Below are 14,325 nucleotides of genomic sequence, written 5' to 3' on the forward strand. Positions count from 1 at the left end.
GCAGGGGATTCCATCTATGACCGCACCCGAACCCGGTACGGACCGGCGCGAACGCCTGAAGGCACTGCGTGAAGCCGCTCTGCACCGCCCGGTGCTGGCACGTCATATTTCCGATGGATTCAATGGTCGTTGGTCGCGCCGCCAGTGGGTGCAGGCCAGCCTGTTCGCGACCATGGGCATGCTGGTGCTGGCGATCGTGCCGGGCTTCAGCCCGAGCAACGCCAAGCCGCTGCACGCCGCGCGCCAGTCGCTGGCGCTGGCCCTGCCGCCGCTGCCGATGGCGCGCGCGAAGGGCCAGATCGGCGACAGCTGGCAGCTGATCCGCGTCGACCGCGGCCAGACCCTGGGCGCGGTGTTCAAGCAGTTGAACATCCCGTCCTCGACCATGCAGCAGATTCTCGACCAGCCCGGCGCCAAGCAGGCGCTGACCCGGATGAAGCCGGGCACCGAGCTGGCCTTCGACATGCCGGTCAACGGCTCGCTGCGCAGCTTCCGCTACGACCGCGACGACAGCCATCAGGTCGAACTGAAGCTGGACGGCGGCAAGATCTACCAGAAGGTGATCGCGCGCCCGAGCGAAACCCGCACCGTGGTGCTCAGCGGCAAGGTCGGCTCTTCGTTGTTCCGTTCGGCGCGCAAGGTCGGCCTGACCCCGAACAACATCCGCACCCTCACCGACGACATCTTCAAATACGACATCGACTTCAACGAAGACGTCGGCGCCAACGACCGTTTCAGCGTGGTGGTCGAACAGACCTGGCGCGAAGGCGAGCTGGTCAACACCGGCCCGGTGCTGGCGGCCACCTTCACCAGCGACGGCAAACTGCACACCGGTTTCCGCTTCGAGCGCGACGGCAAGGCCGAGTACTTCACCGGCGACGGCCGCCCGCTGAAAAAGAGCTTCATCCGCATGCCGATTCCATACGCGCGCCTGAGCTCGGGCTTCGGCGCGCGCCGCCACCCGGTGCTGGGCCGCATGCGCATGCATAAGGGTGTGGACTATGCGGCCGGCAGCGGCACCCCGATCATGGCTGCCGGCGACGCGCGGGTGAAATCGGCCGGCTGGATGGGCGGCTACGGCAACGCGGTGGTGCTGGACCACGGCCGCGGCTACACCACGCTGTACGGGCACATGTCGCGCATCGGCAAGATCCGGCCGGGCCAGCGCATCGCCCAGGGCACAGTGATCGGCTATGTCGGCAGCACCGGCATGTCGACCGGCCCGCACCTGCACTACGAATTCCGCGTCAACGGCGTGCACCGCAACCCGCTGTCGATCACGATGCCGCCGCCGGAGCCGCTGAGCGGCGCCCCGCTGGCGCAGTTCCGCTCGCAGACCGGTGTGGCGCTGGCGCGCATCCGCCAAGTCGAGAACATCATCTACGCCGACGCCACTCCGACGGTCTCGCCGATGTCGCGCGCGCTGGCGCCCAAGAAGAAGACCAAGGCCTGAGGCCTGCAGTGCCCGAACCCGCCCACGCCCCCGCCGCGGGGCTGTTCGTCGGTTTGATCTCCGGTACCAGCGCCGACGGCATCGACGCCGCGCTGGTCCGCTTCGACGCTGACCGATCGCCGCATTGCGAGCTCGTGCTCGGGCGCACATACGCCTGGGCCGACGCGCTGCGCGCGCGCCTGGTGGTGCTGGGCCAGGGCGGCGACGCGCAGTCGCTGGAAGAGCTGGGAACCCTGGACGTGCAGATCGCCGAGGCCTTCGCCGAGGCGACGCTGGCGCTGTTGGCCGAGGCCGGGGTCGGCGCGGCCGATATCAACGCGATCGGCTCGCACGGCCAGACCGTGCGCCATCGTCCCGAGGGCGCCTACTACGACGGCCGCCATCCCTTCACCTGGCAGCTCGGCGACGGCCACGGCATCGCCGAGCGCTGCGGCATCGCCACGGTCGCGGACTTCCGCCGCCGCGACGTCGCCGCCGGCGGCCACGGCGCGCCGCTGGTGCCGGCCTTCCACGCGGCCCTGCTGCATTCGTCCGACGAGGACCGCGCGGTCCTGAATCTGGGCGGCATCGCCAACTACACCCTGCTGCCGGCGCACGGGCCGGTGCGCGGGTTCGACACCGGCCCGGCCAACTGCCTGATGGACGCCTGGCACCTGCTGCACCGCGGCGGCGCCTACGACGCCGACGGCGAGTACGCGGCCCAGGGCGAGCTGGACCCGGAGCTGCTGACGCGCCTGCTGGACGAGCCCTGGTTCGCGCTGGCGCCGCCCAAGAGCACCGGCCGCGAGCATTTCCACCTCGACTGGGTGCGCTCGCGCCTGAGCGGCGGCGAGCGCCCCGAGGACGTGCAGGCGACCCTGCTGGAACTGAGCGCGATCACCATCGCCGATGCCCTGCGCGCGCAGCAGCCCAACACCCGGCGGGTGCTGGTCTGCGGCGGCGGGGTACGCAATGCGCAGCTGCTGCGCGCGATCGGCGCGCAACTGCCCAATACGGTGATCGAATCGACCGCGGGCTACGGGCTGGATCCGGACTTCGTCGAAGCCATGGCCTTCGCCTGGCTGGCGCGGCAGACCCTGGCCGGGCTGCCCGGCAATGTGCCCAGCGTGACCGGCGCGCGCGGCCCGCGCGTGCTCGGGGTGGTTTACCCGCCCTGATTCTTGCCGGCCGGGACCTGGTCGATCAGCTGCTGCAGGTCGGCGTCGATCTGGCTGACGCCCCGGTGGCCCCACTCGCCCTCGTCGACCGGGCGCGGCGCACGCCCGATCAGCGAATACCCCGGATCGCTGGGCACGCTTTCCAAGGCCGCGATCGCGGCCTGCAGGGCATTGGCGTCGGTATCGCTGAAGCGCGCGGCCAGTTCGGTCTCGCAGGCGAACAGACCGTGCTCGAGCAGGTGCATCAGGGTCTGGTCCGGGGCCCAGTTGCGGGCCTCGGCGACCCGGCGGATGCGTTCGGCCAGCACCGGATCGATGTTGTGCAGGACGATATCGGTCATTTCCGCACTCTACCTCAGCAAACCCCCGCTTTTGTGCATGAACGTCGGCGAATCGTGAGCGCCGTCGCTCATGTTCAGGCCGCCGCCGGCGCCGCGACCGGACGCCGCATGACCAGTATCAGGCACAGCAGCAAGGCCGGGATGCCGATCAGAGCGGTGCCGATGAAGAACAGCGAATAGGCTTCCAGCAGGGTGCGCCCGGTTTCCAGGTGCTCCACCGCGACGCCGGACAGTCCCTTGAGGAATTTGCCGGGCATGGCATAGAAGGAACTGAGCAGGGCGTATTGGGTGGCGGTGTAGCCGACGCTGGTCAGGCTGGACATGTAGCCCACCAGGGCCACGCCGGCGTAGCCGTTGCTGAAGTTGTCGATCGCCATGACGATCGCGAACACGGTCGGATCGCTGCCGTGCATGGCCAGGTAGGCGTAGGCCAGATTGGAGCCGGGGCCTAACACCGCGCCCACCAGCAGGGTCGGCACGAAACCGAAGCGGATCGCGCTCAGGCCGGCGGCGGCGATGCCGACGATGGTGGCGACGGTGCCGACCGAACCGCGCACCGCGCCGACGGTTTCCTTGGCCAGGCCCAGGTCGGCGTAGAACGGGTTGGCCATCGGCCCGAACACGAAGTCGGGCAGCCGGTACAGGCTGATCGCCAGCAGCATCAGCAGCGCCCACTGCCCGTGGGTGCGCAGGAACATCAGCAAGGGCCCGACCACCGCGTCGAAGAAACGCAGCAGCGGCCCCACCAACGGCCGGGTCCAGGTCGCCTCGGGCACCGGCCTGCCGTCCTTGGGGCGGCGCATCAACAGCCATAGCGCCAGGGTCACGCCGACGGCGAACGCGGCGTCCTGATAGCCCCATGCGGCGTCCCAGAAATTGTGTTTGGCGACTTCGTACGCCACCGCGAGCACGCCGATCGCCAGCGCCGCGACCCAGCGCAGCACCATCGCGTCCGACACACCGAGCTTGGCCTGCTCGGGATCGACGATCTCCAGCACGGGCTGGGCGACCGAGCGGGTCGATTCGCGCGCCAGGAACACCGCGGCCATGCCCACGCCCAACAGCAGGGCCATGATCTCGTAGGACACCGCCCAGCCCACGCGCGCGGCCAGGATCAGGATCAGCGAATCGGTGACCAACAGCGCGGTGCGGTAGCCCAGCGCGCCGCTGGCGGTCAGCAGGCCCTGCTCCTCGTTGTTGTCGGCGCTCTCGATGCGCCAGGCGTCGATCACGATGTCCTGGGTCGCCGAGGCGAACGCCACCACCAGCGCCAGCACCCCGAATACCAGCAGGTGGTTCAGGGCCACCCCGCCCAGCATCAGCTGCCCTTTGTGCGGCTCGACCAGGGCCATGCCCAGCAGCGCGGCACTGGCGACGATCTGGGTCAGCAGCATCCAGCCGCGGCGACGGCCGAGCCAGCGCCCGAACAGCGGCGCGTCGGTCTTGTCGACCAGCGGCGCCCACAGGAATTTCAGCGAATAGGCCAGGCCGACCCAGGACAGGAAGCCGATCGTCGACAGCTCGATCGCGTTCTCGCGCATCCAGAACCCGAGCGTGTTGCCGACCAGGTAGATCGGAATGCCCGAGCTGAAGCCCAACAACAGCATCGCCAGCACCTTGGGCTCGCGCAGGCTTTTCAGCACCTGCCGCCAGCCGGGGCGCGGCTTCGCCGCTGCGGCCTCAGAGCTCATAGTCGACGATGAACGGCGCGTGGTCGGAGAAACGCGGTTCCTTCTGGATCGCGCAGGCGCGCAGGCGCTCGCGCAGGCCCGGCGTGGCCAGCTGGTAATCGATGCGCCAACCCACGTCGTTGCCGCGCGCGCCGCCGCGGTTGCTCCACCAGGTGTAGTCCTGGCCCTCGGGGCGCAGCGCGCGGTAGGTGTCGACCCAGCCGTCGTCGTCGGCGCACACGCCGTTCAGCCATTCGCGCTCGGGCGGCAGGCAGCCGGAATTCTTCTGGTTGCTGGTCCAGTTCTTGATGTCCAGGCGGCTGCGCACGATGTTCCAGTCACCGCACAGCACGTACTCGCGGCCGCTGCGCAGCCATTCGTCGAGCTTGGGCTTGAGCCAGTCCATCACCTCGAACTTGAAGCCCTGGCGCAGCTCGCCCGAGGAACCGGACGGGATGTAGAACGAGACCACGCTGAGGTTGCCGTAACGGGCCTCGATGTAGCGGCCTTCGTCGTCGAACGGCGCCCAACCCATCGCGGTGCGGACCTCGTCGGGCTCGCGCTTGGAATAGATGGCGACGCCGCTGTAGCCCTTCTTGGTGATCGCGTCGCGGAAATAGGCGCGGTAACCCTCGGGCAGAAAAGCCGGGCCGGTGAGCTGGTGCTCCTGGGCCTTGGTTTCCTGGATGCACAGCACGTCCGCGTTCTGGGTGCGGAACCAGTCGAAGAAACCCTTGGTGACCGCCGATCGCAGGCCGTTGGCGTTGAAGCTGATGATGCGCATGCGCACTCCCGAGCGTGATGCGGGCGATCATAGCAATGGCCCGGGCGCCGGTGGCCTATCATGCCGGCATGCCTCAAGCCCCTGCCGCGCCCGCGATCGTCCGCGTCGTCCCCGTCGACGACCGCCTGGCCGATGCGGTGCGCGCGCTGCAGGTGGCGCCCGAGCAACTGCAGTTCGTCGGCGACACCGCCTTCAACCTCGACGACACCCGCCGCGACCCCGACAGCGAGGCCATGGCGGTGCTGGCCGACGACGAGGTGGTCGGCTTCTACCGCCTGGATTTCCGTCCTGGCTCGGTCGGCGGGCGCGCCTTCGACGAGCCCAGCGTGGGCTTGCGCGCGGTGGTGATCGACCGCGAGCGCCAGGGTCGCGGCTACGGCGCGCGCGCCATGGACGCCTGCTGCGAGGACCTGCGCCAGCGCCACCCGCAACGCCGGCTGCTGGCGCTGACGGTCAACTGCCGCAACCTGGCCGCGATCGCCGCCTACCGGCGCTCGGGCTTCGTCGACACCGGCGAACTGTTCCTGGGCGGCGCCGCCGGCCCGCAGCACCTGATGCTGCGCCGGCTGCAGCCGCCCGTCACCGACTGAATCCAACGCCCCCACAAGCACGCCCCATGACCGACCACCGCACCCGCTTCCTCCAGCTCGCCCTGCGCGCCGACGCCCTGCGTTTCGGCGAGTTCACCCTCAAATCGGGGCGCAGCAGCCCGTATTTCTTCAACGCCGGCCGCTTCGACTCCGGCGCCGCGCTGGCCGAACTGGCCGGGTGCTACGCCGACGCCATCGACGCGCACGGCCTGGGCTTCGACCTGCTGTTCGGGCCGGCCTACAAGGGCATCCCGCTGGCGACCGCGCTGGCCTGCGAGTACGCCCGCCGCGGCCGCGACCTGCCGCTGGCGTTCAACCGCAAGGAAGCCAAGACCCATGGCGAGGGCGGCAGCCTGATCGGCTCGCCGCTGGCCGGGCGCCGGGTGCTGATCGTCGACGACGTGATCACCGCCGGCACCGCGATCCGCGAAGCGCTGGCGATCATCGCCGAAGCCGGCGGCAGCGCGGCCGGCATCGTGATCGCGCTGGACCGCCAGGAAGCCGTCGACCCGGCCACATCGCGACGCTCGGCGGCAGAAACTGTCGCAATCGAACAAGGCCTGCCGGTGATCGCGGTGGCCAGCCTGGCCGATCTGCTCGCCTTCACCGGCGAAAGCGCCGAATTCGGCGCCCAGCGCGCGCGTTTGCTCGACTACCGCGAGCGCTATGGCAGCCACGCCGGCGCCTGAATCCCGCCGATGCGCGTCTGGCCGGGTCCGCCCGGCCGGATGCGTTGATGAAATCGTGACGCCGGTTGCACGCGCGAGGTGCTGATATGGCCCAACTCTTGCGTCAGTTCTGTCCCATGACCCATGCATCGCGATGGCAGGGAGCCGACATGAACAAGATCCACTCGCTGCTGACCGGCGCCGTGCTGCTGGCGCTGACCGCCACCGTCGCGGTCGCCCAGGACGCGCCGAAGAAGAAGCTCTACTGCTGGAACGAAAACGGCCGCAAGGTCTGCGGCGACGCCCTGCCCGCCAGCGCGGTCGACAGCGCGCGCACCGAGTTCAGCGCCAAGAGCGGCCTGGCCACCGCCCAGGTCGGTCGCGCCCTGACCGCCGAGGAGCGTGCCGCCGCCGCCGCCCAGGCCGAGGCCGCGCGCATCGCCGCGATGGCCGACGAGGCCAAGGCCCGCCGCGACATCGCCATGGCCCAGTCCTACGCCACCGAGGCCGACCTGCGGCGCGCGTTCCAGGAACGCATCGCGGTGATGGACGAGACCGTGAAAGCCTCGCAGTTGGGCGTCGAAGGCCGCCGCCAGAGTCTGCTCAGCCTGCTGCGCAAAGCCGGCGAGCACGAACTCAGCGGCAAGCCCGTCGGTAGCGGCCTGTCCGAGAACATCCGCAACCAGCACGCCGAACTGCTGCGCCAGCAGAGCATCCTGGCCCAGCAGAAAGCCGAGCGCGCGACGATCGACGAGGATCTCAACGCGGCGCTGCAGCGCTACAACAGCATGAAGGCCGCCGAGGCGGCGCGCGCGGGCGGCTGACGTCTTCGATCCACATCGCATACACATACGGCCGGCGCAATGCCGGCCGTTTGGTTTTTGGCGCGGCAATTGAGACTCGTGAGGCCTAGGATTTGGCGACCACCGGAGCGTCAGGAGTCGCCCATGTCGCACAGCATCGATTCGACCACGAGCCCCCGGCGCCGCTCGCGTCGCCATGCCCTGGCAGCCGCGCTATTGCTGGCCTGCATCAGCCCGATGGCGATGGCCGCCGGCAACGACACGCCTGGGTTCGGCTTCAACTATTGGCCGCAGGACTACAAAGGCTGTGAGGATTTGACGGATGCCAATTGGCCGGTTGCGCAGCAGAAGATCGCTGCCGACCTCGATCTGATGAAAAGTCTGGGAGCGGACACGCTCCGGCTGAGCCTGTACATGGAAACAAGCGGCTACAAGCCAGGCATCAACGCAGTCACGGCACGGGATACTTGCAAGCACCTGCCCGACCTGCTGGACCTCATTGAGAGCGCCGGATTCAAGATCATAATCGCGTTCTCGAATACCTATCTGTACAGACACCAGAACGGCCAATACGACAACTGGGAGGACCCAACACTGGGCTACAACGCTCAGTCCGACGGCTATTTTTGGTTTGTGATGCGCTCCAAGGAATGGATCGACCGAATGGTCGACCTGGCAGGCAGGACTCGCAACTCGATTCTGTACTACGACATACAGAACGAGTACGACTCTCGGTCGGCGAATATCGACTATTACTTCCGCACGATCTACTCCGAGAGCACGATTCCGGATACCAAGCGCGGCATCTCGATACTGGAGATTAGCAAGGACGTCGATCCAACTCACTGGCCCAGCATCCCCAGCCAGCTGCAGGTACTGAATGGCTCGTTGGCCTACGTCGATTTCCACAGTTATCCGGTGATGCCTTCGCATCGGTGCCCACTACACTGGGACATCGAGTATGTGTACGACCACATCCGCAGCCGTTTCGCCGCGGGCACCACCGTATTGCTAGGGGAATTCGGGCGTGCGGCCATCGCGCAAAACGATCCTACCGACGACAGCGCCAATTACCCGGGAAATTGCCCGCGCCTGCCGTCGGAGCTGTCGCCCGAACGTTATTGGGACGAGCCCAGACAGCAAGCGACCGAGCTGGATCTGATCGGCCGATCCGGAACCAAGGGTATCCCCTACTACCTGCATTGGATGCTGTGGGACAACACCCCCAAACGTGCCGATTTCGCTCCGACCGATCCCGACCATCAGGTCTATGCCTATGGCTACTCGCCCCACGCCCCCAAGGACGTGCTCGGCGCCCTCGCCGAGCAGCGCGGCCTGATTCCGAACGCCGATTTCGAGAACGCGCCGCAGGTCGGCCAACTGCCGCAACTGTGGGACAAGGGCAGCTGGGGGCCGTCCAACAACGCGCCGCCCGTGTCGCTGTTCGTGTCCGGCGGCGCGAACACCGGCGAGGCGGCGACGCGCGATCACTATGCGCGCCTGCAAGCGCAGCAGGCCTGCGCGACCTGTGTGATCTGGATGCAGGCCGACGCCTTCGACATCGGCCCCGGCAAGCGCCTGCATTTCAACGCCTACCTGCGCTCCAATCTGGATCAGGTGCAGATGAAGCTGGTGCAGTACGACGCCAACTGGAATGTATTGGCCACCTATGCCGCGCCCGCGGTGACGCTGACAGGCTGGTCGTGGAACAACTACATGGTGCGCGCGCACGCGCTGGATCCTCCCAACGCGTCGGCCAGCCTCAGCACGACCACGGTGGCGGGAACGGCGCGGGTGATCCTGACCATCGGCGGCACGCCGGCCGCGGCGCCGGCCATTCTCGACGTCGATACGGTGTCGGTGGCCGCCGACTGAGGGCCGGTCGGCGCAAGCGGCCTGACGGTATCGTCGCGCCCAAACAAAACGACCGGCCTGGGCCGGTCGTTTTGCGTTTCAGGCTCGGCTGACGCCGCCCCTCATCAGAACGGCAGGTTGAGCGTGGGGTCCACCGCCAGCAGCTGCGAACGGAACGCCGCCTGGATGCGGCCCAGCGATTCGCGCGAGTCGGCGTCGAAGCGCAGCACCAGCACCGGGGTGGTGTTGGAGGCGCGCACCAGGCCCCAGCCGTCGGCGTAGTCCACGCGCAGGCCGTCGATGGTCGACAGGCGCGCGCCCTCGAACTGGGCCTGCTGCAGGAAACGGTCGACGAAGGTGTGCGGGTCGCCGTCGGGCGCGTCGACCTTGATCTCCGGCGTGGACACGCCGTCGGGCAGCGCGGACAGGGTTTCGCTGGCGCTTTGCGGACGCGCGGCCAGAATTTCGAGCAGGCGCGCGGCGGCGTAGATGCCGTCGTCGAAGCCGAACCAGCGCTCCTTGAAGAAGAAGTGGCCGCTCATCTCGCCGGCCAGCTCGGCGTCGGTCTCGCGCATCTTGGCCTTGATCAGCGAATGCCCGGTCTTCCACATCAGCGGGCTGCCGCCGTGGCGCAGGATCTGGCCGGGCAGGCGGCCGGTGCACTTGACGTCGTAGATGATCATCGCGCCGGGGTTGCGTTCCAGCACGTCGGCGGCGAACAGCATCAGCAGGCGGTCGGGGAAGATGTTCTGGCCGTCGCGGGTGACCACGCCCAGGCGGTCGCCGTCGCCGTCGAAGGCCACGCCCAGGTCGGCGTCCAGGCGCTGCACCATCTTGATCAGGTCGGCCAGGTTGTGCGGCTCGCTCGGGTCCGGATGGTGGTTGGGGAAGGTGCCGTCGATGTCGCAGTACAGCGGCGTGACCTCGGCGCCGATCGCGGTGAGCACGCGCGGGCCGATGTCGCCGGCCACGCCGTTGCCGGCGTCGACCACGACCTTGAGCGGGCGGTCGATCTGCACGTCGGAGGCGATGCGCTGGACGTAGTCCTCGCCGATGTCGCGCTCGGACAGCGAGCCCAGATCGCCCAGGTGCAGGCGGTCGTCGGCGATGCGCGCGTACAGATCGGTGATCGCGTCGCCGGACAGGGTTTCGCCGCCGACCACGATCTTGAAGCCGTTGTAGTCGGGCGGGTTGTGGCTGCCGGTGACCGAGATGCAGGAACCGGCGCGCAGGTGGTAGGCGCCGAAGTAGATCACCGGCGTCGGCGCCATGCCGATGTCGATCACGTTGCGGCCGGCCTTGCGCAGGCCGGCGATCAGGCCTTCGACCATGGCCGGGCCGGACAGGCGGCCGTCGCGGCCGACCACGATGTCGGTCAGGCCCTGCTCGTGCATCAGCGAACCGACCGAGTGGCCGATCAGCTCGGCGACGCCGGCGTCCAGGGTTTTGCCGACGATGCCGCGCACGTCGTAGGCGCGGAAGATGCTGCGGTCGATCGCGACCGCCTTGGTCGGCAGCGGCGATTTGACGTCGACCGGCAGTTCGATCGGCGGCGGCGCCGGCTGGTGCTCCATCGCTTCGGACAGGGTCTGCGACGGACCTTCTTCTTCGGCGACGACCGCGGCGCCGCGGCGCAGCTTGGGCGCGCGCCAGGCCAGCAGCGCCAACAGCGCCAGGATGGCGGCGGCGCCGAAGCAGCCGATCGCGCCCAGGCCCAGCGGGCCGCCGGCGATGTCGGGAATGGCGGCGGCGACGCGCAGGTCGCTGTCGGGAATCTTGGCCGCGAGCGCCTCGGCGCCGTCGGCGAGCGAGGCGTCGCCGCGCTCGATCACGCTATAGCCGCCCTGGCGCAGGGCGAGGTAGCTGTCGCTGGAGACCGAGGCGCCTTCGATGCCCTGGCTCACACGCTGCAGCGGCAGGCGCAGGAAGGCCACGCCGACCGCCTGCTGCCCGGCGCGCGCCGGCGCGGCCAGGGCCAGGCTGGGCTGGGCGCCGTCGCGCGCGATCCAGGCCACCGGCTTGTCGTTGGCGATCGCCGCTTCCATCGCGGCCAGACGGCCGTAGCCGCCCTTGGGCAGCGCGGCGTACTCGGCCGCCAGATCGCTGCGCAGGACCACCGCATCGCTGGCGCCAGGCCAGTCTTTTGCGAGTTCGCGCGCGGCCGCGGCCAGATCGCCCGCGCTCAGCGCGGTCTGCACCGGCGCCGAGGCCAGGCGTTCGTCCAGGCGCTTGAGTTCGCCGGCCAGGCCGGTCTTGGCCGCTTCGATCGCAGCGTCGCGCGCGCGCTCGATCCCGCTGCGGCGCGCGTTGTCGCGATGCTGCTGCCAGCCGCTCCAGGCGAACCAGGCCGCCAGCAGCGCGCACAGCACGATCGCGACCGAGCGCAGCGGTTTGAGTTGCTCGGCCGACAGCTTGGGCCGTTCCATCTTCAGATCCACCATCGTCCCGTCCCTTTGATCAGCGCACGCCGGTGTGGCCGAAGCCGCCGGCCCCGCGCGCACTGGATTCGAATTCGTCGACCACCTGCAGCGTCGCCCGTACGATCGGAAGCACGACCAACTGCGCGATGCGATCCCCCGGCTGCATCGTAAAAGCCTCGCGCCCGCGATTCCACACGCTGATCAGCAAAGGCCCCTGATAGTCCGCGTCGATCAGGCCGGTGCCGTTGCCCAGCACGATCCCGTTTTTGTGACCCAGGCCCGATCGCGGCAGGATCACCGCGCACAAGGTCGGGTCGCCAAGGTGGATGGCCAGGCCCGAGGGCACCAGCGCGGTATCGCCCGGATGCAGCACCAGCGACTGATCCAGCGCCGCGCGCAGGTCCAGGCCGGCGCTGGCGGCGGTGGCGTATTGCGGCAACGGCCATTCGTCGCCGAAGCGCGGGTCGAGGATCTTGAGTTCGAGAGTGTGGTTCATGCGGTCCGCAGGCGTTGCGCGATCAGGTCCAGCAGCTCGTCGGCCAGCCGGGTCTTGGGGGCGGGACCGAGCGCGCGTTCGCCGCCGGTCCAGTACACGGTCAGGGCGTTGTCGTCGCTCTCGAAGCCGCTGCCGGGCACGCCGACGCGATTGGCGGCGATCAGGTCCAGCTTTTTCTTTTCCAGCTTGCCGCGCGCGTAGCGTTCGACGTCGTCGGTCTCGGCGGCGAAGCCCACCACCAGGCGCGGGCGCGCGGCATGCACGGCGACCTCGGCCAGGATGTCGGGCGTGCGCACCAGTTCCAGCGCGAAGCGCGCTTCGTTCTTCTTGATCTTGCCCGGCGCGACCTGCGCAGGGGTGTAGTCGGCGACTGCGGCGGCGCCGACGTAGGCGTCGACCGGCAGGCCCGCCAGCACCGCCTCGCGCATCTGCGCAGCCGAACGCACGTCGGTGCGCGCGACCCCGGCGGGGGTGGGCAACGACACCGGGCCGGCGATCAGACTGACCTGCGCGCCGCGCCGCGCCGCGGCCTCGGCGATCGCGAAGCCCATCTTGCCGCTGCTGCGGTTGCCGATGAAACGCACCGGATCGATGTCCTCGTAGGTCGGACCGGCGCTGATCAGCAGGCGCAGGCCCTGCAGGCTGGCCGCGCTCATGCCGTCACCTGCGCTAGCGCGGCGACGATGTCGTCGGGCTCCATCAGGCGGCCGGGGCCGGATTCGGGCTCGGCCATCGGGCCGTCCATCGGCCCGAGCAGACGCACCCCGCGTTCGCGCAGGGTGGCGACGTTGGCCTGGGTGGCCGGATGCGCCCACATGCGGTGGTTCATCGCCGGCGCCACCGTCAGCGGCGCATCGGTGGCCAGGCACAGGGTGGTGATCAGGTCGTCGGCGAAGCCGTGCGCGAGCTTGGCGATCATGTCGGCGGTGGCCGGCGCGATCAGCACCCGCTGCGCCCAGCGCGCCAGTTCGATATGGCCCATCGAGGCTTCCGCCTGCGCGTCCCACAAGGAGGTACGCACCGGCTGGCCGGACAGGGCCTGGAAGGTCGCGGTACCGACGAAGCGGGTCGCGTTCTCGGTCATGGCCACGCGCACGTCGGCGCCGGCATCGCGCAGGCGGCGCACCAGCTCGGCGGCCTTGTAGGCGGCGATGCCGCCGCAGACGCAAAGCAGCACGTGCTGGCCTTGCAGGGTGGGTGGCGCGTCTAGTGCCATGTTCGGCTGAATGTCCTGGTGCGGCGGTGCGGCCCCGGCGTGGGCGGCGGCCCGTAAGGGAATTCCCACGCCGGAACGGGGCCCTAGCTTACCCGATGCATCCGTAACGCCCGATCGGCAGGCATCACGCTACGGAGCAAGCTGCGGCCATGCGTATCCAAGACTGGCCCAGCGCGGAACGGCCCCGCGAAAAACTCCTGGCACGAGGCGCCCGCTCGCTTTCGGACGCCGAACTGCTGGCGATCTTCCTCGGCTCGGGCCTGCGCGGCCACGACGCGGTCGCCACCGCGCGCGGCTTGCTGAACGCGCACGGCCCGCTGCGCGCCCTGCTCGAATGCAGCCCCACCCAGTTGCTGCAGCTGCCCGGCCTGGGCCCGGCACGCGCCTGCACCCTGGCGGCCGTGCTGGAGCTGGCCAACCGGCATCTGTCGGCCCAGCTGGAGCGCGGCGAGGCCCTGGCCGACCCCGGTGCGGCCGGCCGCTACTTCGCCCAGCGCCTGCGCGGGCTGTCGCACGAGGTGTTCGCGGCCCTGTTCCTGGACGCCAGCCACCGCGCGATCGCGTTCGAGGAGCTGTTCCGCGGCACCATCGACGGCGCCGAGGTGCACCCGCGCGAGGTGGTCCGGCGCGCGCTGGCGCACAACGCCGCGGCGGTGATCGTCGGCCACAACCACCCCAGCGGCAATCCCGAACCCAGCGGCGCCGACCGCGCCGTGACCGCGCGCCTGCGCCACGCCCTGGACCTGGTCGATATCCGCCTGCTCGACCACTTCGTGATCGCCGACGGGCCGCCGGTGTCGATGGCGGCGCGCGGCATGCTCTGAGGCCGCGCCGCAGCCGGCGCCGGCGGGCCGCGGCCGCGAACCTCGCGCC

11 protein-coding genes and 2 pseudogenes are annotated in these 14,325 nt (G+C 69.4%); 7 read left to right on the forward strand and 6 right to left on the reverse strand.

All coding sequences use genetic code 11. From position 1 onward, the window contains the following. Positions 1-16: 16 nt before the first annotated feature. A complete protein-coding gene (locus ASD69_RS08495) occupies positions 17-1,453 on the forward strand; it encodes a peptidoglycan DD-metalloendopeptidase family protein (RefSeq protein ID WP_056176775.1) in 1,437 nt (478 codons plus the stop codon). Positions 1,454-1,461: 8 nt separating this feature from the next. After that, a complete protein-coding gene (locus ASD69_RS08500) occupies positions 1,462-2,610 on the forward strand; it encodes an anhydro-N-acetylmuramic acid kinase (RefSeq protein ID WP_056176778.1) in 1,149 nt (382 codons plus the stop codon). A 122-nt stretch (positions 2,611-2,732) separates the two neighbouring features. Here the strand turns inward: ASD69_RS08500 and ASD69_RS08505 are convergent. The 3 genes and pseudogenes from ASD69_RS08505 to ASD69_RS08515 form a co-directional block, all read right to left on the reverse strand. Next, positions 2,733-2,951 (reverse strand): annotated as a pseudogene (locus ASD69_RS08505) (hypothetical protein); the annotation flags it as partial. Positions 2,952-3,025: 74 nt separating this feature from the next. Further along, a complete protein-coding gene (locus ASD69_RS08510) occupies positions 3,026-4,594 on the reverse strand; it encodes an MFS transporter (RefSeq protein ID WP_235567188.1) in 1,569 nt (522 codons plus the stop codon). A 37-nt stretch (positions 4,595-4,631) separates the two neighbouring features. Then, complete coding sequence (locus ASD69_RS08515; protein WP_056176786.1) at positions 4,632-5,405, reverse strand: exodeoxyribonuclease III; 774 nt, start codon at positions 5,403-5,405, stop codon at positions 4,632-4,634. A gap of 68 nt (positions 5,406-5,473) precedes the next feature. Here ASD69_RS08515 and ASD69_RS08520 point away from each other — a divergent pair, with 68 nt between their 5' ends. From ASD69_RS08520 to ASD69_RS08535, 4 genes are all read left to right on the forward strand, one after another. Continuing rightward, complete coding sequence (locus tag ASD69_RS08520) at positions 5,474-5,995, forward strand: GNAT family N-acetyltransferase (protein ID WP_157489597.1); 522 nt, start codon at positions 5,474-5,476, stop codon at positions 5,993-5,995. A gap of 26 nt (positions 5,996-6,021) precedes the next feature. Further along, entirely contained in the window at positions 6,022-6,684 is a 663-nt protein-coding gene (gene pyrE, locus ASD69_RS08525) for an orotate phosphoribosyltransferase (protein WP_056176792.1), read from the forward strand. A 149-nt stretch (positions 6,685-6,833) separates the two neighbouring features. Continuing rightward, complete coding sequence (locus ASD69_RS08530; protein ID WP_056176795.1) at positions 6,834-7,487, forward strand: hypothetical protein; 654 nt, start codon at positions 6,834-6,836, stop codon at positions 7,485-7,487. Positions 7,488-7,610: 123 nt separating this feature from the next. Then, positions 7,611-9,341, forward strand: a complete 1,731-nt coding sequence (locus ASD69_RS08535; RefSeq protein ID WP_056176800.1) for a cellulase family glycosylhydrolase — start codon at positions 7,611-7,613, stop codon at positions 9,339-9,341. 104 nt (positions 9,342-9,445) lie between these two features. On the opposite strand, the gene ASD69_RS08540 is transcribed toward ASD69_RS08535, so the two are convergent. From ASD69_RS08540 to coaBC, 3 genes and pseudogenes are all read right to left on the reverse strand, one after another. Next, a complete protein-coding gene (locus tag ASD69_RS08540; protein WP_235567189.1) occupies positions 9,446-11,761 on the reverse strand; it encodes a phosphomannomutase/phosphoglucomutase in 2,316 nt (771 codons plus the stop codon). A gap of 16 nt (positions 11,762-11,777) precedes the next feature. Next, on the reverse strand, positions 11,778-12,236 hold the full coding sequence (dut, locus tag ASD69_RS08545) for a dUTP diphosphatase (RefSeq protein ID WP_056176804.1): 459 nt from the start codon (positions 12,234-12,236) through the stop codon (positions 11,778-11,780). Continuing rightward, positions 12,233-13,452: pseudogene (gene coaBC, locus ASD69_RS08550) on the reverse strand (bifunctional phosphopantothenoylcysteine decarboxylase/phosphopantothenate--cysteine ligase CoaBC). Before coaBC ends, dut begins: the two are co-directional and overlap by 4 nt. 149 nt (positions 13,453-13,601) lie before the next feature. On the opposite strand from coaBC, the gene radC reads away from it, so the two are divergent. Further along, a complete protein-coding gene (radC, locus tag ASD69_RS08555) occupies positions 13,602-14,276 on the forward strand; it encodes a DNA repair protein RadC (RefSeq protein ID WP_056176807.1) in 675 nt (224 codons plus the stop codon). Positions 14,277-14,325 lie beyond the last annotated feature (49 nt).

The sequence above is a fragment of the Lysobacter sp. Root604 genome (assembly GCF_001427505.1).
Lineage (GTDB): Bacteria > Pseudomonadota > Gammaproteobacteria > Xanthomonadales > Xanthomonadaceae > Lysobacter.

What these genes read in the sequence shown, in the direction of transcription:
- ASD69_RS08495 (WP_056176775.1), top strand. Translation starts at nt 17, where the DNA reads ATGACCGCACCCGAACCCGGTACGGACCGGCGCGAACGCCTGAAGGCA.
- ASD69_RS08515 (WP_056176786.1), bottom strand. Translation starts at nt 5,405, where the DNA reads ATGCGCATCATCAGCTTCAACGCCAACGGCCTGCGATCGGCGGTCACC.
- ASD69_RS08520 (WP_157489597.1), top strand. Translation starts at nt 5,474, where the DNA reads ATGCCTCAAGCCCCTGCCGCGCCCGCGATCGTCCGCGTCGTCCCCGTC.
- pyrE (WP_056176792.1), top strand. Translation starts at nt 6,022, where the DNA reads ATGACCGACCACCGCACCCGCTTCCTCCAGCTCGCCCTGCGCGCCGAC.
- ASD69_RS08530 (WP_056176795.1), top strand. Translation starts at nt 6,834, where the DNA reads ATGAACAAGATCCACTCGCTGCTGACCGGCGCCGTGCTGCTGGCGCTG.
- ASD69_RS08535 (WP_056176800.1), top strand. Translation starts at nt 7,611, where the DNA reads ATGTCGCACAGCATCGATTCGACCACGAGCCCCCGGCGCCGCTCGCGT.
- ASD69_RS08540 (WP_235567189.1), bottom strand. Translation starts at nt 11,761, where the DNA reads ATGGTGGATCTGAAGATGGAACGGCCCAAGCTGTCGGCCGAGCAACTC.
- dut (WP_056176804.1), bottom strand. Translation starts at nt 12,236, where the DNA reads ATGAACCACACTCTCGAACTCAAGATCCTCGACCCGCGCTTCGGCGAC.
- radC (WP_056176807.1), top strand. Translation starts at nt 13,602, where the DNA reads ATGCGTATCCAAGACTGGCCCAGCGCGGAACGGCCCCGCGAAAAACTC.